Annotated in this window: 18 protein-coding genes; 11 read left to right on the top strand and 7 right to left on the bottom strand. The window is 22.2% G+C overall.

The window, feature by feature from the left end; translation table 11 throughout:
* Positions 1-17: 17 nt before the first annotated feature.
* From N3A58_02765 to N3A58_02755, 3 genes are all read right to left on the bottom strand, one after another.
* Positions 18-1,790 carry a tetratricopeptide repeat protein gene (locus N3A58_02765; GenBank protein ID MCX8058320.1) on the bottom strand — a complete coding sequence of 591 codons (1,773 nt, stop codon included), beginning with the start codon at positions 1,788-1,790 and terminating at the stop codon, positions 18-20.
* A gap of 59 nt (positions 1,791-1,849) precedes the next feature.
* The gene (locus N3A58_02760) at positions 1,850-2,167 is read right to left on the bottom strand and encodes a hypothetical protein (protein ID MCX8058319.1); all 318 of its coding nucleotides are present in this window, start codon (positions 2,165-2,167) and stop codon (positions 1,850-1,852) included.
* Positions 2,168-2,334: 167 nt separating this feature from the next.
* Positions 2,335-2,997 (bottom strand): HAD family hydrolase, encoded by a 663-nt coding sequence (locus N3A58_02755; protein ID MCX8058318.1) that lies wholly within the window; start codon positions 2,995-2,997, stop codon positions 2,335-2,337.
* A 127-nt stretch (positions 2,998-3,124) separates the two neighbouring features.
* Here N3A58_02755 and smpB point away from each other — a divergent pair, with 127 nt between their 5' ends.
* The 4 genes from smpB to N3A58_02735 all read left to right on the top strand — a co-directional run bounded on the left by smpB (position 3,125) and on the right by N3A58_02735 (position 5,439).
* Positions 3,125-3,583 carry an SsrA-binding protein SmpB gene (gene smpB, locus N3A58_02750; protein ID MCX8058317.1) on the top strand — a complete coding sequence of 153 codons (459 nt, stop codon included), beginning with the start codon at positions 3,125-3,127 and terminating at the stop codon, positions 3,581-3,583.
* Positions 3,574-4,038, top strand: coding sequence for a universal stress protein (locus N3A58_02745; GenBank protein ID MCX8058316.1), 465 nt, complete (start codon positions 3,574-3,576; stop codon positions 4,036-4,038). The genes smpB and N3A58_02745 overlap by 10 nt, the downstream gene beginning before the upstream one ends.
* A 106-nt stretch (positions 4,039-4,144) precedes the next feature.
* Positions 4,145-4,705, top strand: a complete 561-nt coding sequence (locus N3A58_02740) for an HIT domain-containing protein (GenBank protein ID MCX8058315.1) — start codon at positions 4,145-4,147, stop codon at positions 4,703-4,705.
* Positions 4,706-4,815: 110 nt separating this feature from the next.
* Entirely contained in the window at positions 4,816-5,439 is a 624-nt protein-coding gene (locus N3A58_02735) for a hypothetical protein (protein MCX8058314.1), read from the top strand.
* A gap of 217 nt (positions 5,440-5,656) precedes the next feature.
* Here the strand turns inward: N3A58_02735 and N3A58_02730 are convergent, their stop codons facing one another.
* Both N3A58_02730 and N3A58_02725 read right to left on the bottom strand, forming a co-directional pair.
* Positions 5,657-6,562, bottom strand: a complete 906-nt coding sequence (locus N3A58_02730) for a PhzF family phenazine biosynthesis protein (GenBank protein MCX8058313.1) — start codon at positions 6,560-6,562, stop codon at positions 5,657-5,659.
* A 10-nt stretch (positions 6,563-6,572) separates the two neighbouring features.
* Positions 6,573-7,874: an MFS transporter gene (locus N3A58_02725; protein MCX8058312.1), complete on the bottom strand. Its 1,302-nt coding sequence runs from the start codon at positions 7,872-7,874 to the stop codon at positions 6,573-6,575.
* A gap of 288 nt (positions 7,875-8,162) precedes the next feature.
* Here N3A58_02725 and alaS point away from each other — a divergent pair, with 288 nt between their 5' ends.
* Positions 8,163-11,009, top strand: a complete 2,847-nt coding sequence (gene alaS / locus N3A58_02720; GenBank protein MCX8058311.1) for an alanine--tRNA ligase — start codon at positions 8,163-8,165, stop codon at positions 11,007-11,009.
* 222 nt (positions 11,010-11,231) lie between these two features.
* Positions 11,232-11,951, top strand: a complete 720-nt coding sequence (locus tag N3A58_02715; protein MCX8058310.1) for a RecX family transcriptional regulator — start codon at positions 11,232-11,234, stop codon at positions 11,949-11,951.
* Position 11,952: 1 nt separating this feature from the next.
* Here the strand turns inward: N3A58_02715 and N3A58_02710 are convergent, their stop codons facing one another.
* Complete coding sequence (locus N3A58_02710; GenBank protein ID MCX8058309.1) at positions 11,953-13,824, bottom strand: methyl-accepting chemotaxis protein; 1,872 nt, start codon at positions 13,822-13,824, stop codon at positions 11,953-11,955.
* A 189-nt stretch (positions 13,825-14,013) separates the two neighbouring features.
* Here N3A58_02710 and rsmI point away from each other — a divergent pair, with 189 nt between their 5' ends.
* The 3 genes from rsmI (at position 14,014) to N3A58_02695 (ending at position 16,339) form a co-directional block, all read left to right on the top strand.
* Complete coding sequence (gene rsmI, locus N3A58_02705) at positions 14,014-14,703, top strand: 16S rRNA (cytidine(1402)-2'-O)-methyltransferase (protein ID MCX8058308.1); 690 nt, start codon at positions 14,014-14,016, stop codon at positions 14,701-14,703.
* Positions 14,704-14,895: 192 nt separating this feature from the next.
* Positions 14,896-15,189, top strand: a complete 294-nt coding sequence (locus N3A58_02700) for a flagellar biosynthesis anti-sigma factor FlgM (protein ID MCX8058307.1) — start codon at positions 14,896-14,898, stop codon at positions 15,187-15,189.
* Between the two features lies 1 nt (position 15,190).
* Positions 15,191-16,339 (top strand): iron-containing alcohol dehydrogenase, encoded by a 1,149-nt coding sequence (locus N3A58_02695; GenBank protein ID MCX8058306.1) that lies wholly within the window; start codon positions 15,191-15,193, stop codon positions 16,337-16,339.
* Positions 16,340-16,455: 116 nt separating this feature from the next.
* On the opposite strand, the gene N3A58_02690 is transcribed toward N3A58_02695, so the two are convergent.
* Positions 16,456-19,812: a response regulator gene (locus tag N3A58_02690; protein ID MCX8058305.1), complete on the bottom strand. Its 3,357-nt coding sequence runs from the start codon at positions 19,810-19,812 to the stop codon at positions 16,456-16,458.
* A gap of 186 nt (positions 19,813-19,998) precedes the next feature.
* On the opposite strand from N3A58_02690, the gene N3A58_02685 reads away from it, so the two are divergent.
* Positions 19,999-23,025, top strand: a complete 3,027-nt coding sequence (locus tag N3A58_02685; protein MCX8058304.1) for a cache domain-containing protein — start codon at positions 19,999-20,001, stop codon at positions 23,023-23,025.
* A 149-nt stretch (positions 23,026-23,174) separates the two neighbouring features.
* Positions 23,175-23,966, top strand: a 792-nt coding sequence (locus tag N3A58_02680) for a BMP family ABC transporter substrate-binding protein (GenBank protein ID MCX8058303.1), incomplete at its 3' end; no start/stop codon positions are given.

The following is a 23,966-nucleotide window of genomic DNA, read 5'->3' as shown; positions in this document are numbered from 1 at the left end:
AATGAGATATTAAATTATCAGTTATTTAAAATCTCGAAGACAAATTTTTCGACATAAAATCTTTGTAAAAAATCTATTCTTTTAATTATTTTTTTAGAAAATTTTGTTTGAAAAATATATGTTTTATTTTTAATTTTTAATTTCCCTTTTTTATAAATTTTTAGCATCAAAATAAAAAGTAGTTCATTATAATTATATTTTATGATCTCATTTTGATCAGGAAAAATTAATTCTTTATTTTTATTAATTTTTTTTAAAATAGATATTGTTGGTTTTTCAATATTAATAACCAAATTTTCCACATTATTTATATTATTTTCATTAGAATTTAAAAAAATTATTTTTTCTTTTATGTATTTATAAATTTGAAACAAATCTTGGAATTCAACAAAAGAATTAAAGAAATTGTTAAATTGTTTTTCTTTTAATTCTATATAAAGGTGGTTTATAAATTTTAAAATTATAAATTGAAAAAATATGTTTAATTTAATTTTAGGATAACATTTTACCAAAATAGAAAAAAAATAAATTAAAGTCAATGGGTAATAATCTAATTTTAGAATCAAATAAATTAATATTTCTTTTAGTTTGTTTTTATTTTCAAATTCTTTTTGATAAATAAGATTAAATAATAAATAAATTTTATTATTTACAAAATTTATTATATTCTTGAATTGAATATAATATTTAAAAGCAATTTCATGATCATTAAAAATAAAAAAGTTTATAAATTTAATTAAAGAATAAATGTAGGATGGAATATCATTAATAGATTTTTTAAATTCAAGAACTTTATCCATTATTTGTAAAGAAAGAGATATATCGTTATTTCTTAAATATAAAAGGGAAATGTTACTGTAAACATAACTTAGAAGTTTTTTATTATTAGAGATAGATGATTCATTTTCAAGTATTTTAAAATATTTTAAACTTTTTTCGAATTCCCCAAGCTCATAAAAACATATGGCGATGTTGTTGTCTAATTTTAGTATTTTTTCATTTTGTCTAGCAGGAATCTCTTTTTTTAATGCAACAAAAAAATGCCTTTTGGCTTTGTTATAATAACCATTATAGAAATATATATTTCCAATAAAATTATTAAGTTCTCCAAGAATATCATCCTTAAAAAAATTTTTATAGTTTTCTCTTTTTATGAATGCCAATAGAAATCCAAGGTTATTTTGTAGTGTTTCTAAATCATATTCAGTAATATATTTAAAATTATAAGATATGAAAAAGTTTATAAGTTCATTATAATTTTTTTCTTTTTTAAATATTTCAAAAATATCTTCATTTAGATCTTTTACTGAAGTTATACTATTTTTAACTAGGATCTGAACTTCTTTTAATTTAAGTTCTTGATTCTGATTTAAAAAATCCTTAAAGTCATTAAAAATGGTATTTATTAGTTCTTCACATTTAATATATTCTAAATTATTATAAAGGTAGTTTATATAGTAAATATATAATTCAATTGTTTGATGAATTTTTTTAAATTTTAATCCTAAATCTATTGCTTTAATATAAAAATATTCAAAATCAGAATCTTTTATTTCTATAAATTCATCTCTATTTTTCAATTTTATTATTTCAATAAGAAGATGAAAAAGTTCTATATCTCTAATCTTATATTGATTTTCAAAATATAATGTCTTAATATAATTTAGTAGTTCGTATTTATTATAATAGATATTGCTTTTTAAAACATCTTCAATAAATTCAAAAGATTTTAAAATATTAAAAGGTAAATTGCCACTATTCAAATAAATTATTTTATTAATATCTTCCATATTAAAAATTTTAGATTAACAAGATAAGATAAAGAAAATATATTTAATATAAAAATATATTATTTAATTATATCAATTACTCTAAGTAATTGGAAAATAGAAGAAAAGTGTAAAATAAAGTAAATATATGGTTTATCTTTGTCATCTTTTGCAAAAAGAAAAATTAAAAAGTTAATTGCTGTTATAGCAGAACAAATTAGAAATAAATTTTGAATATGTTTTATTATATTAAAATATACACCTATTATAAATAATTGAGCTATTAAAGGAAGAATCATAAATATTTTGTCCTTTGAATGTTTAAAAATAAATATTCCTATTAAACTAAAAACAAAAATAATAAAAGAGAAAAAATATATTGTTGAGATAGGAAACATATTACCTCCTTAAATTTTAATAATATATTATAAAATTATATTAAATAAAAAAAATTTAAAGTAAATATAAAAAAAATAAATATGTGAAGGAATTCTAAAATTTATTTGAAAGTAAAAATTTATAATTATTATCTTAAATTATAAAATTTTTTATATTTTAATAAAAGTTATAAATTTGCAAATGTAATATTCTTGTAAAAATCATCAATTGAATTAAAATGTAAATCATCTGGTTTAAGTAAATTTTTATCTATATTTGATCCTATTCCTATAAATTTTATATTAAAAAAATTTGCAGCTTCTTGATCTGAAATTGCATCACCAATATAAAAAATATTACTCTTTTTTATTCCAAATATAAATGAATAAGAGATAGATTTTAGAAGAATATCTTTTCTTTCAGTTTCATTTTCACATGCTCCAATATAATCAAAATATTTTAAAATAGAAATTTCAGATAATTTTAAAATTGCTGTTTTATAAAAATTACCAGTTGAAATTGATAAGATATGACCATTAGTTTTTAATTTTTTTAAAAGTTCTTCTAAAAGTGAAGAGTAATCCCAATTGTTTATCTTAGAATTGTATTTTTGCTTTAATAAGTTTTCATAATTAAAGATAAACTTATCAGGATCTTTATATTCAATTTTAAAAATTTCAAGTAGCTTTTTATAAATATTTAAATCCACTCCTCCAAGAAAAGATAATCCAAAAAAATTTTCAGGGATATTTACATTAAATGTTATTTCGAATGCTTCTTTAAAGGCTTTTTTACCTGCATAATTTGTGTGAAGAAGTGTTCCATCAATGTCGAATATATAATTATTCATATTAATTTTATTGATATTTTCTATTTTTGTTTTATACTTCTAATAAGATATTATAAAATTATATTAAGTCAATTAAGTTAATAATTTCAAATATTATGATAATATTTTAAGTTTATAATTGAAAAAGATGGAAAATATTAAAATAGTTCATAGAAATAAAAAAGCATTTCATGATTATGAAATTATAGAAAAATATGAAGCTGGAATTGTTCTAAAAGGAACTGAAATAAAATCAATAAGAGAAGGGAATTGTAATTTGAAAGATTCATATGCAAAAGTTACAAAAAAAAAAGAAGTTTATCTTTATGGATTTCATATTTCAGAGTACAAGAATTCTGGATATGTAACTCATGACCCTTTAAGACCAAAGAAGTTATTGCTTAATAAAAGAGAAATTCTTAAATTGTCCAAAAGAACTGAAAGAGAAGGATATACTCTTATAGCTCTTTCTATTTATTTAAAGAATAATAAGGCAAAAGTAGAACTTGCAGTTGCAAAAGGTAAAAAAATTTATGATAAAAGAGATGATATTAAAGACAGAGAAATAAAAAGGTCTATTGAAAGAGAGGTTAAAAAATGGCATTAAAAAGAGTATTAATACCAATAGATTTTTCTCATAATTCAAAAAATCTTGTTGAATATGCTAAAGAATTTAAAGATAAGTTTAATAGTGAAATATTTTTTTTACATGTTCTTGATAAGAGAACTATATCTCAAGTTCCAATTGATTATATGTATCCAGAATTAAATATTAATTTAATAGATGAGAAAATATTTTCTGATTCATTATATAAAAATGCTGAGTTTTTAATAAAAAAATTTAAAGATGATTTTGATTTGAATAATAATTCTTATAAATTCTTTATAGAATGGGGTATTCCATATAGTAAGATAATTGAATTTGCTGAAGAAAATATGGCTGATCTTATAATTATAGGAAGTCATGGAACTTCTGGATTGAAACATTTACTTTTAGGATCTGTAGTGGATTATGTTGTACACCATTCTAAAATTCCTGTATTAGTAGTTAAAGTAAAATAGAATTTTAATTTTATTGAATTCTTTATTAATTTATATTTAATTTTATAGAAAATATAAAATAATAATAATCATCAAATTAATGAGTTTAATTATTGGAGAAAAATTGATGTTAAAATTTAATTCATATATATTTGCTTTTAAGAAAAAAAATTATATAAGGAGTGAAAAGAGAAAAGATATATGCCCTTTGTGTTGTATATATGAAAAGTGTCAGAAGAAAATTGATTTCTATGAAGTAAATAGTGAGCTTGTTACTTTTATATCTGAAAAACTAGTTGGTTGCGTAAATTTATATCCATATAATAGTGGGCATGTAATGCTTTATCCTAAAAGGCATATTACAGATTTAAGAGAGTTAGATGAGCTTGAAGAAAAGGAGATAATTTTTTTTACAAAGATTATGTTATCAATTTTAGATGAATTATATAGACCATCAGGATATAATGTTGGGTTTAATATTGGGGAATTTGCAGGAGCTTCAATTGATCATATCCATTTACATATTATACCAAGATTTAAAAATGAACTTGGCCTTATAGATTTAATTGGAGGAGCTAAAGTTTTGATAGAAGATCCCCTTGAAACAGTTAAAAAAATAAAAGAAAAGTTAAATGTATATCTTAAAGATGGAAAGTTTAAAGCTTATAATATTGATATTATTAATTAGTATTATAATTTAATTTGTTTATAAATATAACAGAAAAGTTAAAATAAGGATTAATTAATTTATGTTTTATTTAAAAGTAATAATTTAAATTATGTATAAAGGAGATAAAGATGGAAAAAGAAAAATTAATTGAAATTGCAATTAAAGAGTTTTCAAAGAATGGTTTAAAAAATAGTAGACTTGAGAATATTTTGAAAGAAGCTAATGTATCTTATGAAAAATTTAGTGAATTATTTAAAACAAAAGAAGATTTTTATTTGCAGGTTGTTGATTATGGTCTACAATATCTTCAAGGTGTTTTTGATGAAGTTATGGCATCAAATGACCCAACTATTGTTAAACTTGAAAAGTTATTAAATCATGCAATTGAGTTTTCCTTAAAATACCCTGATCTTGTAAGACTATACAATGAAATAACAAATGAAGCAGATAACCCATTTCTTGTTGAACTTGCAAAAAAACTTGAAAGTTTATCAATAAATGCTTATAAAAAAATAATAAATGACTCTAAGGAAAAAGGGGAAATTCCACACATAGAAAATACAGAGTTTCTTGCATTTTGCTTAGACTCGTTATTTGTAATTACCCAATTCTCATTTATTCCTGGTTATTTTCAAGAAAGAATGAAAGTCTATATGGGTGAAAAATATTTAAAGGACCCAAAATCTTACAAAGAAGAAATGATGTTCTTAATATCAAGAATGTTTGGCCCCGATATAGATGAATCTTATTAAAATATTTATAATATATAATATTTTTTTGAATTACTTATATTATTTTTATAGAAAAAATAATTATCAAATAAAGATCTTAAAAATAAATATATTTAAATGAATATTGCATATTTTAGTATTAAATATTTTATATTGTGGGGTTTTATTTTTATATTATACATTTTATAGTTAAGTTTTTTATATATTAATTAACTATTATAATTTTTATTAAGTTTAGCTATATTAAATATTTTCCAGTAGCAATAATGTAAGAAGCTCCTATTAAATAAACTAATTTTTTATCTTGATTAACTTCTATTTCTATAAAACCACCTCTTTTTGAAGCTTGATAACCTTTTAATTTATTTTTTTTAAGTTTATCAGACCAGTATCTTGCAAGATAAGTATGAGCTGATCCTGTCACTGGGTCTTCGTTTATACCAATTGCAGGGGCAAAAAATCTACTAATAAAGTCATAATTATCTTTATTATTTGAATTTGCAATAGCTGAACAGATGAATTCTTCCCTTTTTGTTTTTTTCATAAATTCATAGTTTGGTTGTAAATTGATAATATCCTCTTCTTTTTCAAATATTAGAAGATAATAAGTTTTATCATAATATATTTGAATTGGCTTTATATTATTGAAACAATTTTCTATAAATTCATCATCATTGTTAAATTTATTTAAATTACCTAATGGAAATTCAAGTTTAATATAATTTATTGAAAATTTATTTTGAGATTTCTTTTTTATAAAGAAAAAACCTTTGTTATTTTTATTTGTTTCTTCTTTTCTAATAAAATAAGATTTTAGGATAAAATCTTTAGTATAAAAAGTGATTGGAAATCTTGGATCTGCTATTTTAAGAGAGAATAAAACAGCTGAAGAAGCTAATGTTGCATGACCGCACAAGTCAACTTCATTTGTTGGTGTAAACCATCTTAAAAAAAATTCATTATTTTTTTTATGAAGGATAAATGCAGTTTCTGACAAGTTAAATTCAGAAGCAATATTCTGCAAAAGTTTATCATTGTAAAAATTCTGTTTGTCACAAAAAAAAACAGAAGCTGGATTACCAGAAAAAGGGTTATTTGTAAATGCATCTACAATAAAAAATTTATTGTTGAATTTTGTTATCATAAAAAATATTTCATTTTGAACTCATGGTTGTTGCAATGTTCTTTAATTTTTCATGAAGAGTTTTAACATCATTTATAAAAGGAGTAGCTGTAAACCAAAGAATTATGGCACAACCAAACCAGAATATAGAACAAACTGTTAGAGAGTACGTTAAACTTATTGCAACAGATAGGATACCAGCTACCCATTTCCCAAAACCCATACCAAGAGAGTCTGTAAGATTAAATATTGAGAATATAGCTCCTCTATTTTCAGGTACATTTGTATCTAAAAGCATAGATCTCATATTTGGTCCTGTCATTGATATTAGAAAAGCAACAAAAATTCCAGTTAAGGATATTAGAATAAAATTTGAAGGTATATATAGATATATAAGTATTATAAAAAAAGCCCCAACAGCAGTTGTAACAGAACAAAATCGTGGTAAATATTTTAAATTTTTTTTGCTAAGAATTCCACCAAAATATCCACCGAGAACAGTCCCAGCAACATTTCCGACTGCAAATATCAGAAATATCAATGTTGCAACTTCTTTTTTAAATCCTTTAATATCTTCAAGGAATTTATTTAAAAAAGCAATAGCTCCCCATGGTATAGTTCCAAGAATTCCTTGTAAGAAAAGATAAATATTTGTCTTTATTTTAATTAATCCTTTATAATCTTCTAGTTTTATAGTTTTTGGATAAATTATACCTTTTTCTATAAGATCAGCCAACTCTTTTTCAGATGCTCCTCTTTTAGGTTCAGGAATTAAAAAATAAAATAGAATAACAAGTGGTATGTTTGGGCTTGATGCAAGTAAAAATGATAATCTCCAGCCAGTTAAAATCCCTGCTTGTATATTTGTTGTAAATCCAGCAAGTAATATACCAATTATTTGCCCGACTGAAAAAGCAGTAGTTAAGATCGCTGTAGCAAGAGGTCTTGATTCTTCACCATATATATCTCCAATCATTGAAAAAACCAATGGAAAAGCAGCTCCAACTCCTATTCCTGTAAGAATTCTTAAAATATAAAAAGTAACCCAGTCTTTTGCAAATGCTGTTAATAAACAAGGAATTTCTCCTATTAATACTGAAAGGACAAATAGAGTTTTTCTTTTTGTTTTATCAGCCATATAGCCCCATAGAATTGAAATAATGGCTCCAATGACTGTAAATAATCCCATCATAGCCCCAATATGAGCATCTGTTACTCCAAACTCTTTTTCAATCATAGTAATATTAGGATTTATAACATTTCCATCTGCATTAAGGAAAATTAATACAAGACTCATAAAAGCTAAAGTAAAAATTTTTTGAGTATTTTTCATAGATAACCCCCTTTTAAAAAAACTTATAAAATAATTAAAATAGTAAAAATTTAATTTTCATATTAATAAAAAAAAATTTTATTTTAATTAAATTTAATTTATTTTTATAATTATTTCAAATAAAAAATATTTTTTAATAAAAATAATTTAAAATTAAAAAAAAATTAGTTAAAATTAGATAAAAATAGCTTTATTTTAATTAAAAAAAAGAAAATTTTGACTAATATTAAAAAATATGTATTTTATTTGAAAGAAAATTAATATATTTATAAATTTTCGGAGGATTTAATGGTTGATGCTTCTTATATAAGAGAAAGCTTTTTAAGATATTTTGAAAAATATAATCATATAAGATTTCCATCTTCATCTTTAATTCCTTATGATGATCCAACTCTTTTATTCACAAATGCTGGAATGAACCAATTTAAAAAAATATTTTTAGGAGAGATAAAAAGTGATTTAAAAAGAGCAATATCTGCTCAAAAATGTATAAGAGTATCAGGTAAACATAATGATTTAGAAGAGGTTGGGAAAGATGGGAGACACCATACATTTTTTGAGATGCTTGGGAACTGGTCTTTTGGTGATTACTATAAAAAAGAAGCGATAATATGGGCATGGGATTATTTAACAAAAGAATTAAATCTTTCAAAAGATAGATTGTATGTTTCTGTTTATAAAGATGATGAAGAAAGTTACAATATATGGAAAGATGTTATAGGAATAGAACCTTCAAGAATTTATAAACTTGGAGATATTGAAAAAGGAGATGAAGAAAACTTTTGGTCTATGGGAGATACTGGCCCATGTGGTCCATGTACTGAAATATATTATGATCAAGGACCAAAAGTTGGTTGTGGAAGGCCTGAATGCACACTAACTTGTTCATGTGATAGGTATCTTGAATTGTGGAACCTTGTTTTTATGGAATTTAATAGAGATGAATCAGGGAAGCTTACTCCTCTTCCATTTAAATCTGTTGATACGGGAATGGGGCTTGAAAGAATAACTTCTATAGTTCAAGGAGTAACTTCAAGTTATGAAACTGATCTTTTTAAACCAATAATTGAAGAAATTGAAAAGATTTCAAAAAAAAGTTTTGAAGATAAAAATTTCAAAGTTCCTTTTCAAATAATTCTTGATCATATTAGGGCTATAGCTTTTGCTATTGCTGATGGAGTTATACCTTCAAATGAGGGTAGAGGTTATGTTATAAGAAGAATTTTAAGAAGAGCTTCTAGACAATCAAGAAAGCTTGAAATTAAAGAAGAGTTTCTTTATAAACTTGTTGATCCATTAATAGAAAAAATGGGAAACTTTTACCCTGAACTTAAAGAAAACAGGGACAAGATAATACATATAATTAGAGATGAAGAAAGAAGATTTAATAAAACACTAGATAATGGATTGCAAATTTATGAAAAAATAAAAACTGATTTAAAAAAGGAAGGAAAAAATATTATTGATGGGGATAAGGTATTTTTGCTTCATGACACTTATGGGTTCCCTGTTGATTTAACAAGACAAATAGCATCAGAAGATAATTTTCTTATTGATGAAACTGGTTTTTATAAAGTTATGGAGATACAAAAAGATAAATCAAGAGTTATAAAGGAGAATCTTGATTTATCTAAAGTTATGGGTGATGGTTGGACTGTTTTTAATAAGAGAAATACAAACATAATGTATTATGATAAATATTTTTTAAAAACAAAAATAAATGCAATTAATTTTGATTTTGATGTTGAAGAAAGTTTTGATATATTTTTTGAAGATTCAGTATTTTATCCTTTATCTGGAGGACAGGTATCTGATATTGGTATAGTATTAATAAAAAAGGATGAAATAACTGAAGAAGAGAGTAATTTTATAATAAATAAAGTATTTGAAATAGACATATTTGAAATAGATGATGAAAAAAGAAAAAATATTTTTTATTCTTTAGGGGAAGAGTTTGTTTATAAATTTTACAGTGAAAAAAGTTTACTGAAAAATTATATAATTCTTTTTATTAATGATGTTTTTAAAACAAATTATGGCCCAATGCATAGAGGATACATAATAAATACAGATTTTATAATTGATGAAATAAAAGATAAACTTCCAAATTTAAGAGACTTTAATTGTTTTTTAATAATAGATAAAAATAGAAGATATAATATTATGAGGAATCATACAGTTACTCATCTTCTACATCAATCATTATATAATAATCTTGGTTCTCATATAAAACAGGCAGGATCTTATGTTGGATCAGATATTTTAAGATTCGATTTTACTCATTTTGAAAAAATTCCAGATGATAAATTATTTCAAATTGAAAAAGAAGTTAATGATAAAATATCAAAAGACTTAAAAGTTACCATATATGAGAATATTGATATTGAAGATGCAAAGAAAATGGGAGCTAAAGCACTGTTTGAAGATAAGTATGCTGATAAAGTTAGGGTTGTTAAAATAGATGATTATTCAATAGAATTATGTGGAGGGACTCATGTTCCTCATACTTCTTTTATTCAGAATTTTAAAATATTAAAAGAGGAGTCTATATCCTCAGGAATAAGGAGAATAGAAGCCATAACAGGTCCTGCAATTTATAAATACTATAAAAATAAGGAAAACATTGTTAAAGAATTAGTTAATTTATTTAGCCAAAAAGATGAATATAATTTAATAAAAAAAGCAAAAAATTTGATTGAAGAAAATAAATACTTAAAAAAAGAATTACAAAAATATAATAAAGAAAGAATTAAAGAAATTTTTAATGAAATAAAGAATTCTTATCAGGAAGTAACTATTAAAAATACTAAAATTAATTTATATTCTGGAGTATTTGAACAAGGAGATATTAAAATGATAAGAGATTTTATAGATGGTATAAGAACTTCAGATAAAAATTCTATTATAATTATAGGAAATATAGTGGATCAAAATGGGGAAGTTGTTGTTTCATCTTCAAAGGAAATTTCTGAATTATTTAGTTGCTCTGATATTTTAAAGAATTTAGCTTATTATTTTGAAGTAAGAGGTGGTGGAAGAAAAGATTTTGCAACAGGTGGAACAAAAGATTTTGAAAGGATGAGATTATTTTTTAATTATACATTAAAAAATTTGAAATTTGATAAATTATTTTAACATTTTATAATTTAAATGAAAACTTTATTTTTGATATTTATTTTTTAATATCTTAATTTATGGTTCAATAAATATTTATTATAATTTAGTTGGTATAAATTAAATGTAAATAAACTAGAAAATTAATAAATTTTATAAAAAAATTTAATAAATAAAAATTGTAAAATAAGAAAACATAAAATGAATAAATTATTTTTTTTAAAGTAATTCTTAAAAAAGTTGATGATAGATATGGTTTTTTTTATTGAGAATAGCAAAAAATATTATATATTAAAATCTCTTGATGGAAATCATTATAAAATAGTTAAGAAAATATTTAATCAGTTTAATACTGGTTATAAAAGGGGTGACAATAAAATAGATATCGATGAAGAATTTTTACTTTCTATTTATAAAGAATCACAACTTTTGGATGCTTATAATTCTGTCTTAAAGATTATTTATAAAAGAAGGAAAACTCTTTTTCAAGTCCAATGCTACCTTTTAAAAAAAGGTTTTAATAAAGAGATTATAGAAGAAACAATTCAAAAATTAAAAGAAGAAGGTTTTATAGATGATCTAGATTATATTGAAGATTTTATACGATATCAAAAAGAAGAGAAATTGGTTTCTAGGATTAGTTTAAAAAGAAAATTAATTTATAAACTTGGTAAAAATTTTGAGGATGAAAAATATAATAATTACAGTATTAATGGTATACTAGAAAAAATATATCCTCTTTCTGATGAGGTTGAGGTAGGGCTTAAATTACTTGAAAAGCATAAATATTTATCAAAATTGAGAGAGTTAAATAATAAAAAAAATCAAGATATTGAAAAAGAAAAGTTAGAAAATATTTCAGATATTAAAAAAGAAATAATAGAAGAAATAAAAAAATACTTAAAATCAAAGGGATTTAATTTTAACAATATTACAAAGATTTTAAATTATTTAAAGATTTAAATCAAATATTCTCTTTTAATTCATCCATTCTTTTATTTATTTCTGTAAAGTTTTGGTTTACTGTAATTATAAAGTCATTAATCATATTAATATTATTGAGAATAGTTGTTGTATCTTTATTTGATTTTGTTGATATCTCATTTAGCTTTTTTATATTATTTACAATATCTTCTGATAAAGAACCAAAGTTTAAAGTCCCTTCTCTTATCTTTTCTGTTAAATTTATTAGATTTTTTAGATTATCATTTGTAATTTTAGAGTTATCTAATTGATTTTTAGAATTAATAAAAAGCTCTTCAATAATTTCTTTAGAGTTTTTAACAGAATCAAGAATTTTATTAAAAATATTATTAAGATTGTTAAAATTTTCATTGATTAAAATAATTTTCTCGTCCATGTTTTTAATTATAGAAACAATTTCAACAGATGAGGTAGTTGTATTTTCTGAAAGATTTCTAATTTCATTTGCAACAACAGCAAAACCTTCACCGAATTTACCAGCATGTGCAGCTTCTATAGACGCATTCATAGAGAGAAGATTTGTCTTCTCAGCTATAGAATTAATTATGCTAATAGTTTTGTTTATTTTTTTACTAAAATCTCCAAGATCTTTTACAATTTTTGAAGAGATTTCTACTTGCTCAAAGCACTTATTAAATAAAGCAAAAAGATTTTCAAATTCTTCTTTTGTTTGAAGTGTTTTAGAGTTTGTGTTTTTTATTTCTTCAAGAAAATCATTAATTTTTTTGTCAATTTGATTAATCTTCTCATTTTGTACTTCAATATTATCAATAGTAGTTTCTATTATTTTTATTGTTTCATTTAATCCTGTAGTAACATCTCTTATTATTTTGTCTTGAGTGTTATAATTTTCTTCTAATATTTTTGAAGATTCATGTAAAGAATTAAAAATATTTTTTGATTCCTGTAGCATGTTATCCATATTTGATATACTATCCGATACAAACTTTGTATCCTGTTTTATTTCATTAAAAATTTTTTCCATATTATCTATTATAATATTCATTAAAGATGTGAGATATCCTACATCATCAAAAGAATTAATGAGAATCCTTTTATTAAAATCAAATTTTCCTTTTGCTAAATTATAAACTTGAGACAGAAGTTTTTTTAAACTGGTTTGATATTCTAAAATTATAATAAATATTATGACACAAAATATAAAAAATAAAAGTAAGTAGATCCATAAAGCTTTAATTATAGTATCTTTAAATGAGATAAATTTAACTGAATTAAAATAAATAAAGAATATGCTAGAATTTATGATCATAAAAAATAAAAAAAGAAGTGGTGTAAATAATCTTTTAGTTAATGAAAAGTAATATTTTTTAAATATATTATCATCTAGTTTATATATTCCAAGGTCATTTCTAATTTGATGTAGAATAATTTCAAGTAGCCTTGCTGTAATTAAACCATTTATAAGTCCCCAATTTATTGCTAAAATATACCTTGATAAAATTTCAATAATATTTGATTTATCCAAATTTATAAGTAAATGTAAAGTGTTAACAAAAGTTCCAATGGGATAGAAAATGACACCTACATAGAAAATAAAAACAGTTATCCCATTTGTGATAGATAAAATTTTGAAAAATTGATTTTTATCATTGTTTTTTAAAAATAATTTCATAAATTTCTCAGTTGGTTTGTAATACAGATAAACTATTAAAGAAGCAAGAATCCCAATAATTAAACCATTTGTAAACATTTTTTTTATAAAATGAATTGTTTCATTTGGATTATAAAATAAAATTCTTGGAACCAATAAACTATAAAGTATTAAGGCTATAAATATAGAGAGAAATGTAAATAAAAAAATCTTAAAACCATAGTTTTTATTTAAATTCATCTTTATTTCCTAATATTTTGTATTAATTTTTTATAGATTAATAAATTTTATTTAAAATATTTCCAAATTTATAATTGTCAATTAATAGTATAATTGAGAAATTGAAAATTTAAATATTTTAATATTATAAAAGTTTAAACTTTCATAAATTTATTGAAAAATTAAATATTAATAATAATTTATATATAAATGGGTAGTTTGTATATAGTTAGCACACCTATTGGAAACTTAAAAGATATAACATTTAGGGCTATAGAAATCTTAAATAATGTTGACATAATATTATGTGAAGATACAAGGATATCATTAAAATTACTTAATCACTATTCGATAAATAAAAAATTAATTTCACTTCATTCATATAACGAAAATAAGCTTTCTGATAAAATTATTAATATATTGATAAAAGAGAAAAAAAATATTGCTTTAATCACTGATAATGGTACACCAACAATTTCTGATCCAGGTAATATATTAATTGGAAAATGTTATGAAAATGGTATAGAAGTTGTTCCAGTTCCTGGAGCTTCTGCTTTTAGCTGTGCTTTATCTATATGTGGGTTTTCAACTGATTCATTTTGTTTTTTAGGGTTTCTACCTAAAAAAGAAGGAAAAAAAAAGAAAATTCTATTACAGTATATCAACTTCAATGGGTTAATTGTTATTTATGAATCTCCATTTAGAGTTATGGAAACTTTAAGAAATATAGAAGATGTTTTTGGCAATGAAGTATTTGTTTTTATTGGAAGAGAACTTACAAAAAAATTTGAGCAAAAAATTAGAGGAAAATTGAAAGATATCAAAAGTATGATAAGTGAGGAAAATATGAAGGGTGAATTTGTTATCATTATTAATAACTATAATAAAAAAAATGGATGAAAAGAACATAAAAAAAGAAACAAAAATTATTTATTTATTTATTAAATTAATACGAAAATATTAAAAAATAAAAAAGATTAAATTATTTAATTTTAATAGTTAAAAAATTTAATAAATTTATAAAAAAAATAGTAGAATGTTAAATAATTATTTTTTAACTTTTGTCGATAATAGAAACAGGAGGACTATAAGATGAGCATTGATAAAATTAATGGTATTAATAAAATTTATCCACAATCAGAAGTTAAGCCTCTTAAACCAAAAGAAAAAACTAATACTGCAAGTGATAATATATCAATTTCTGAAGAAGCTAAAGAAATGGCTCTAAGAGATAAATATTTTAAAATTGTTAAGGAAGCTCCAGAAATTGATAATAAGGAAAAGATAGAAGAGCTTAAATCTAAAATTAATAAACCAGATTACATTACTCAGAAACTCATTGATGACATTGCAAAAAAAATAGCTGAAAGTTTAGGACTTTTATAATATGAATTTTTTCTCCTTTTCAATACCAACTGAAGTTGTCTTTGGGATTGATTCTGTATTGATGATGGGAGATTATATAAAGAAGCACGGAAATAAAGTTATTATTATAACAGAACAAAAATTTTATGAGACTCACTATATATCAAAAATTGAAAAAATATTAAAATCATTTTTAATTGATTATTTAATTTATGATGAAATTACTTCTGATTCTGGTTCAGAAGATTTAAACAATATTAATATTTTAACAAGAACTTCTAGAGCTGAAGTAGTTATAGGAATGGGGGGACAAAGAGTTTTGAATATTGCTAAACTTGTTTCTCTTTTTGCATACAATGAAAAAAGTTTTTATTATTATATTAAAAATAAGGAGGAGTTAAAAGAAAAGATACCTGTTATTTTAATCCCAACAACACCTCGTGATTATTTTGCATTAAGTGATTCCTGCTATTATAAAGATCAAGATATTGGGCATATTAGATTATTCTCCGATAGAAAACTATATGCAGATTATATTTTTATTGATCCAACATTTTCTGTTGACATTTCAAAGAAAATAATGAGTGCAATGCTTATTGAAATGATTTCATTTTCTATTGACTCCATAATTTCAAAAAAATCTACAATTTTTACAGATACATTGCTTTTTAAATCAATAGAAACTATTAATAAAAACTTCAAAAGTGGTATAGAATACCCTGAAGATCTAGAAATAAAAAAAGAACTTTCTTTAAGTGGGCTTTTTTTAATGATAGCTGGTAGAATAGCTGGCTTCTCTCTTCTACAAGCTCTGTCTTTAGCTGTTGCTTCAATATTAAAAATACCAAAACTTATGGCTTCCATTATATTATCACCACACATTGTAGAGTTTAATGTTTCTTTTCATAGTGATAAATTAACAAAGGTAGCAAACTGTTTGAATTTGAAAACAGAAGGACTTTCACCTCTTGAGTCTTCTCTTCTAGTTTCTGAATATTTACAGAAGATTATCTCTGATAATGATCTTCCATCTAGACTTTCTTACTATAATGTGCAAAAGGAAATTATTGGTAAAATTGTTGATGAAGCTTTTGAATTCGATATTTTATTTAATAGTAGTAAGATGTTTTCAAAGCAGGATATTTTCAACATTATTTATGCTTCTTTATGATGTCTTTTATTATTTTAATTTTTTTAAATTTGAGTAAGCTTTAAAATAAATAAATTAATTCAGAATAATATAATTTTCATATTTAAATCTATTTATTAAAATGAAATCAAAATTGGTCAAAAAAGAAAAAAATTAATATTTTCTAAAAATGAGTACAGATTCCTTTTTGTTATTTTATCGTTTTGTAGTTTATCTATACTTTCTAGATATAATTTTGTTATTTGGTCATCTTGATATAATGATAAAATATTTTCTCCTATTTCTTTGGCTTTATCAAACTCTTTATTATAAAAATATTCTAAAAATTTTGAAAATAGTTCATTTGTTTTTATTTTTTTATTAAAAGTTTCAATATCATAAGAATTAAGTAATTCATAAATTTTAACAGGTATCTCTTTCCCTTTGACTTTAAATTTACCAATAAATCTAAAATTAAATTCTTTATTATTTTTAACAATATCATAAATATCTTCACTTATTAAGACATTTGTTCTAAATATTTTATTTAAATTCTCTATTCTTGAAGCCATATTAACACAATCAGCAATAACAGTTCCCTCCATTCTTTTTTCACTTCCAATTGTTCCAAGCATTAAATCCCCTTTGTGAATACTTATTCCAATTCTAATAGGAACATAGCCTGTTTTTTTTCTATGTATATTGTAAATTTCGATTTCTTTGTGTATTTCAATTGAACAGTTTATAACATCTTCAATTTTAATATTATCAGAAAATAAAGCCATAATAGCATCACCAATGTATTTATCTATGAAACCTCCATATTTATGGATTATTGGAGAGATTCTTCTTAAGTATGAATTGATAAAATTAAAGTTTTCTTCCGGATTCATCGTTTCAGATAGTGTTGTGAAGTCTCTAATATCACAAAATAGTATGGTCATGTTTTTTCTTGAGTGATCACCAAGAGAAACATCAAGAATGTTGGTTTTATTAATTTGTTCTAAGAACTCTTTTGGAACAAATCTTTGATAAGCCTCGTTAATTTTGGCAAGTTGTATATGTGTTTTTATTCTTGCAAGAAGTTCTGGTTTATTAACAGGTTTTAATAAAAAATCATTTGCACCTACTGAAAAACCTTCTATAAGGTCAGATACTTGATTTTTAGCTGTTAATAGAATTATGGGGAGTTCTGTTTGAAGATAAGTTTTTCTTATCTCTGAACAAACTTCATAACCATTAAGTCCTGGCATCATAATGTCCAAAATTATAAGATCAATTTTTTGTTCTTTTTTATTCAGTATATTTAAACATTCATAGCCTGAGGATGCTGTAATTACTTTGTAATTGTTTAATATAAGGTAATTGGTTAAAACCTGTAAATTTACAATCTCATCATCAACTATTAGGATACTATATATTTCCTTTTCATTTGAAGCAACTAATGATTCCATTGTTTTTTTAGAAATTTCTACATCTTCTCTTAATCTTGAAAGAAGAACATATTCATCTTGAGATATTTTTTCTATTTTACCCTTATATAATGGAAGATATATGGTAACTTTTGTTCCTTCATTTACTTTTGATTCTATTTTAATATCTCCATTTAATAATTCTAATAATTTTTTAGTAATAGGTAAGCCAAGACCAGTCCCTTCAATATTAGTTAAATCAGTTATTCTATTATAGTGATCAAAAATAGTCTGAAGTTTTTCTTGTGGAATACCTCTTCCTGTATCAGAAATGGTTATTATAGCATTATTATCTTCTGTAGTTCCGTATATTTCAATAAAACCAGATTCTGAAAATTTAATTGAATTTCCTATTATGTTTGTCAAAATTTGTTGAAACCTATTTTTATCAGCTAAAATAAAAGGAAAGTCTTGGGCGATATAATTTATAATTTTTAAAGGTTTATTTTTTACTAGAGGTTTTAGTATAGATATTGTTAATTCAACATTCAAATAAACATCTACAGGTTCTATGTTTATTTTTAACTCATTATTTTTAATCATGGAAAAATCAAGAATATCGTTTATAAGTGTAGCAAGTCTTTTTCCACTAGAAATGATAAGCTTTAAATTATTTTTAACTTCATTGTTTATTTCTCCACAGGCTCCTTCAAGAATTGATTCTGACAACCCTATAATTCCATTTAATGGGGTTCTAAGCTCATGAGAGGTATTTGCTAAAAATTCATCTTTAAGTTTGTTTGTTTTTTCAAGAGTTTCAAGAAGCATTTTTTGTGATTTTTCTTTTTCATTTCTTAAAGTATTTATTCTATCAGCAAGTCCAAAAGAAAGTAATAAATTCTCAAAAAGGAAGCCATATTGTAAGCTTAGTTGAAGTGTAAATTTATTTGTGGGTAAAATTTTGAAAGCTCTAAAAACATTCATAAGTATTGCTACTAAAAAAATAGACCATGCGTATAAAAAAAACCTTGAATATTTGAATCCTTTTTTGTATGATATATAGCTTCCAAAAATTAAAAATATAACAGATGGTAATATAAAAAAAGTGGTAATTTTGACAGATAAGCTATACCTTAAGAATAGAGGGATAATAGTTACAATAATTCCAAAAATAACAAATATTCTATAGACTTGAAAAAGTAATGGCGAGTGGGTATCAATATTTAAATAAAATCTTAATAAAAATATACCTGTTAAATTGGTTAAAGCCATTAAAAAAGGATTTAGTAGATTATTTAGTATGATATTATTACTTATAAAGTATTGAAAGAAAAGTCCATCCCAAACTGATTGGTAAATGATATAAGAAATAGAATGAAATACATAAAATAGGTATGAAAGATCTTTTAAGGCCAAGAAAAGAAAAAGATTATAAAACAACATTATTATTAAAATACCATAAAAGATTCCTATAAATAAATTATTTCTGTATAAATACTCTATAAATGCTTTTTCTGAATATATTTTAATTGGTAAAACAGCAGAAGATTCTGTTTTTAATTTAATAAATATAGTATATTCTTTTTCATCAGAATTTAATTTTATAGGGAAAATGAAATTTCTGTGAAAATATGGCCTCTTTTCAAAGTTAAACTTATCACCTGTAATAAAAGTTATATAATTATTATTTTCATCCTGAAAATATAGTTCAATATAATCAAGAGGAGGAAAAGCTATTTCTATAAAAAAAAGGGGTGGAACATCTTTATTTTTTTTTACCTTAAATTTGAACCAATATGTGTAACTTGAATAGCCAAAATTTGGGAACTCTTCAGATGAAAGGATGAAAATTTTTTCATTATTTTTTATATTTTCAAAATTATAGATATCTTTTTTATCTACAAAATAATAAATATACCCTTTTAAATTATTTATATTATCATCTAATATTTTAACTGTATCTTTTTTATTTATATAAGTTTTATTATCATTAGTTCTGTTATAAAAGCACGAATTTATCAAAAAAAATGAGATTGAAATTATTATCAATAAAATATTAAAAATAAAGAAATTAAAATAGTTTAATAATTTATTTTCTTTCATAACCACAATCTAATTTTTAAAAAATATAAACCATTATTATAAAAATTTTATCATTAGAAATATTAATTTATATTCTTTAAAATTTCAATACAAAATTATAAAAAATAACTAATACGATAAAATTTTGAAAAATAAAAAAAAGATATTAAAATTAATAATATATAATATCTTAATAATATATACATTATGAAAATATCAAAAAAGTTTATCATTATTAATATATTGATTGCAAGCTTAATTATTTCTATTTGCTTTTTAATTTTTATAATAGTGGATTATTATTATCAAAAACAAAAAATATTAGATGAATTAAAAAAAACAAATGAAATTTTCATTTCAACAGTTGATGTTTATTTTAACTTAGCTATAGAAAATCACTTAAAATTAATTTCTGAAAATAATAAAATCTATATTTTTAAAGAGATTGAAGATTATAAAAAAGGAATTATTGCAGAAAAAAAAGCAAAAGAAAATATTAAAAATTACTTGAGAAATCAGAAAATTGGGAAAACAGGATATATTTTTATATGGAATATAAAAGATTATCCTTATAAGGTAATATTAGATTTACATCCAGAAATTGAAGGTGAAGATGTTAGTTATGTTGATTTTGTAAAAAAAGGAGTAGAGCTTAAAAATGGATATATGGAATACTTATGGGCAAATCCATCAGATCCATATCCTAAATATAAATCAATGTATTTAAATTATATTAAAGAATTTGATTGGATTATATGTGTTTCTTCGTATAAGGATGAGTTTTATTATCTTTTAGATATTGATAAATTTAGAAATATTATACTTAATATTAGAAATTTTGGAAATGGGAACTCTTTTATTATTGATTATTCTGGAAATATAATAATTCATTCCTTTGAAAAAGGTAATTTTCTAAATGCAAAAGATAAAAAAAACAAGGAAATGATAAAAGAGATAGTTAGAAAAAAAGAAGGTTATATTGAATATTATTGGTATGATTATAAAAAGGATAGAATAAAACAATATAAAAAATTAGCATATTTTAGTTATTCTGAAAAATTTAAATTTATTATTGTTTCTACTGTGTTTATAAAGGATGCATTTTCTTATTATTATAAACTCTTGTATATAGCTCTTTTTATTCTTTTTTCCTTTATTTTACTAACAGCCTTTATAACATATAATTTGACTCATTTATTGCTTAAGCCATTTTATTTATTACAGAAAAATATTTTAAATATACTTAAATTAAATAATTCAAAAAATAATAATGAAGAAAAATCAATTGAGAAAGATTTTAACTTTAAAGAAGATGAAATTGTAAGTTTTTCAAAATTTTTTGAGAAAATATTAATTGATTTAAATGAGATAAATTTAAAATTAAAAATAGAATATCAAAAAGAGAAAATTTTTAGGCAAGAATATGAAGATCAAAAAAATCTTCTGTTCCATTTAATGAATTTACTACCATCAGAGCTTATTACGATAGATCAAACAGCTAGTATTATAAATTATAATGATAAATTCTATAATAATTTAGTTCAGCCTAGATATAAAGAAAAAAATGCAAATATTTATGATTATAGTTTTTATCAAATTCTTGATATTTATAGAGATGATGATGAAAAAAGGGAAGGTTTAATTAATGAATTAATTTCTGAGACTAATAAAAACAAAAATATATGTAAAAAACAGGTTAGATTTTTATTAGAAAATGGAGAAGATAGAGTTTATAATATTACAGTAATTCCATTTTTTGAGAAAAGTAATATTAAATATTTAATATTTAAATTTGATGATATTACTGATGAATTAAGAAAAATTAAAAGGGATATTGAAGTTCAAAAGATAGAATCGATTAGCAATTTAATAAGAGGTTTATCTCATGATATCAATAATTATTTAGGGGCTTTAATAGGAGGAATTAATTTACTAAAAATGGACATAGAAGATGATTTATCATATATAGAAAACACCATTAAACAATATTTAAAAATAATAGATTTTCATAAAAAAAGAAATTTTACAAAGAATAGAGGTGCTGATTTAAATACTAATGGTAAAGAGGTTTTAAATATTAGAGATGATTTAAATTATATAAAATATAGATTAATGGACAATTACCTTCAAAGTATCTCAATAATAAGTGAATCAGTTAAAAAAGCTTCAAATCTGATTTCAAAATTAAGTCTTTTAACAAGAAAGAAAGAAATTGATTTTAAAAATATAAATATCAATGAAATAATAAATAGGGTAGTTGCAATAATAAAAAGTTCTACAGGGAAAAATCTTGAAATTGAAATATTTAATCCAAACAATAAAGAATATTTTGTTAGTGGAATAGAAGAACATTTAGAAAGTGTATTTATTAATTTGCTAATAAATTCTTACCATTCTATGACTATTATGTATGAGAATGGAATTAGAAAAGATTTTGAAATGTATTATAATATATCTGATGACTTACAGAGGAAGTGTATTTTAAGATATAATTTAATTAAAATTACATTTGAGGAAGTAGAGATTGAAAATAAAAATTATTTAAAGGTAACAGTAAAAGATAATGGAATTGGAATTCCAGAGGAGATAAAGGAGAGAATTTTTGAACCATTTTTTTCAACAAAGACAAAAGATAAAGGAGAAGGGCTTGGTCTTTATATAATAAAACAGATAATTCAGAATCATGGGGGTTTTATTGATTTTAAGTCAAAACTTTATGAAGGAACAGAATTCTATGTTTATTTACCTATTATTAATAATATTAATAATAAAATTGAGAATGATATAACCCAATTTTCTTCTATAGATCAAGTTAATTTGGATGTTAAGCTTAATAAAGAAATTAATAAACAAATCAATGAAAAAAAAATAAATATACAAAATATACTAATAATCGATGATGATGAAAATATTAGGTATTTCCTTAAAAAAGGACTTGAGAAAATGGGTTTTCATGTAAAAGAAGCAGAAAATGGTGTAAAAGGGATTGATCTTTATTTAAGAGAAAAAGATTTTATTGATATTATTATTTTAGACCTTATTATGCCAGGGTTATCAGGGAAAGATACCTTTCTTGAGCTTAAGAAAATAAATAAAAATGTAAAAGTAATAATGATATCTGGGTTTACTGAAGATGAAAAAATAAAAGATTGTATAGAAAATGGAGTTTATGGATTTATTTCAAAACCATTTGAGATTAATGTACTTATTGATAAATTTAAAAGTATAGATTAATAAATATATATTTTAATTTTAAGAAATTTTTAATTAATTTATAAAAATTTTTTAATTTTTTTAATTAACAATATTTGTTAAACTATAAGATATTATTGTATGGATTTAATTTAATATTTACGTAAGATTAAAAATTAAGGAGAAATATTATGAAAAAAATTAGAAAAGAAATATTAATAATTCTAATTTTATTTTTTATAATTTTTACTTTATTCTATTTTTTTAGAATAAATAAAAGTTTAACTAAAGTACAAACTCTAAATAAAAAATTTCAAACTAAAACAAAAATTGGAGTTATATTTGGTTATGGAGGTTTAGGAGATAAATCATTTAATGATATGCAGTATAATGGTGTTATAAAAGCTAAGAATATGTTTAATATTGACATAACTTATTATGCCCCAAAAGATAAAAATGATATAATTAATAAAATAAATCAATTTGTTGGTGAGGGCATGAAATATATAATAGTTGGTGAAGGATATGATGGTTTGGAAGTGATAAAAGAATTAGCTCAAATTTACAAAAATATTCATTTTATACTTCTTGATAATAAGTTTGATAAATATTTAAATAATATGTCTTCTGTTTTATTTAAACAAAATGAGGTTTCATTTCTTGTGGGAGCACTTTCATCTTTAGTAAGTAAAAAAAAATCAATTTTGTTTTTTGGAGGTATGAATTTAGATGTAATAGATGATTTTTATGTTGGTTTTGAACAGGGAGCCAAATATGTGGTTTCTGATATAAAAATTAATAAAGTTTATTTTTCTGATTATATTGAAAGTGAAAAGGTATGGAACTCTCCAAAAGAAGCTTTTGAAGTTATTGATAATTTATATAATAAAATGAAGTTTGATATAGTTTATGCAGTTGCTGCTGGAACTAATCTTGGTGTTTTTAATGCATGCAAAAAGAATAATATATTTTCAATTGGTGTT

The organism is Spirochaetota bacterium, from assembly GCA_026415295.1.
In the GTDB taxonomy this organism is placed as follows: Bacteria; Spirochaetota; JAAYUW01; order JAAYUW01; family JAOAHJ01; genus JAOAHJ01.
The sequence above is the reverse complement of the archived record's forward strand: the minus strand, read 5'-3'. Positions and strand labels throughout refer to the sequence as shown.

Excerpts from the sequence above, each read along its gene's own strand:
- N3A58_02765 (MCX8058320.1), bottom strand. The coding sequence starts at position 1,790 with ATGGAAGATATTAATAAAATAATTTATTTGAATAGTGGCAATTTACCT.
- N3A58_02760 (MCX8058319.1), bottom strand. The coding sequence starts at position 2,167 with ATGTTTCCTATCTCAACAATATATTTTTTCTCTTTTATTATTTTTGTT.
- N3A58_02755 (MCX8058318.1), bottom strand. The coding sequence starts at position 2,997 with ATGAATAATTATATATTCGACATTGATGGAACACTTCTTCACACAAAT.
- smpB (MCX8058317.1), top strand. The coding sequence starts at position 3,125 with ATGGAAAATATTAAAATAGTTCATAGAAATAAAAAAGCATTTCATGAT.
- N3A58_02745 (MCX8058316.1), top strand. The coding sequence starts at position 3,574 with ATGGCATTAAAAAGAGTATTAATACCAATAGATTTTTCTCATAATTCA.
- N3A58_02740 (MCX8058315.1), top strand. The coding sequence starts at position 4,145 with ATGTTAAAATTTAATTCATATATATTTGCTTTTAAGAAAAAAAATTAT.
- N3A58_02735 (MCX8058314.1), top strand. The coding sequence starts at position 4,816 with ATGGAAAAAGAAAAATTAATTGAAATTGCAATTAAAGAGTTTTCAAAG.
- N3A58_02730 (MCX8058313.1), bottom strand. The coding sequence starts at position 6,562 with ATGATAACAAAATTCAACAATAAATTTTTTATTGTAGATGCATTTACA.
- N3A58_02725 (MCX8058312.1), bottom strand. The coding sequence starts at position 7,874 with ATGAAAAATACTCAAAAAATTTTTACTTTAGCTTTTATGAGTCTTGTA.
- alaS (MCX8058311.1), top strand. The coding sequence starts at position 8,163 with ATGGTTGATGCTTCTTATATAAGAGAAAGCTTTTTAAGATATTTTGAA.
- N3A58_02715 (MCX8058310.1), top strand. The coding sequence starts at position 11,232 with ATGATAGATATGGTTTTTTTTATTGAGAATAGCAAAAAATATTATATA.
- N3A58_02710 (MCX8058309.1), bottom strand. The coding sequence starts at position 13,824 with ATGAATTTAAATAAAAACTATGGTTTTAAGATTTTTTTATTTACATTT.
- rsmI (MCX8058308.1), top strand. The coding sequence starts at position 14,014 with ATGGGTAGTTTGTATATAGTTAGCACACCTATTGGAAACTTAAAAGAT.
- N3A58_02700 (MCX8058307.1), top strand. The coding sequence starts at position 14,896 with ATGAGCATTGATAAAATTAATGGTATTAATAAAATTTATCCACAATCA.
- N3A58_02695 (MCX8058306.1), top strand. The coding sequence starts at position 15,191 with ATGAATTTTTTCTCCTTTTCAATACCAACTGAAGTTGTCTTTGGGATT.
- N3A58_02690 (MCX8058305.1), bottom strand. The coding sequence starts at position 19,812 with ATGAAAGAAAATAAATTATTAAACTATTTTAATTTCTTTATTTTTAAT.
- N3A58_02685 (MCX8058304.1), top strand. The coding sequence starts at position 19,999 with ATGAAAATATCAAAAAAGTTTATCATTATTAATATATTGATTGCAAGC.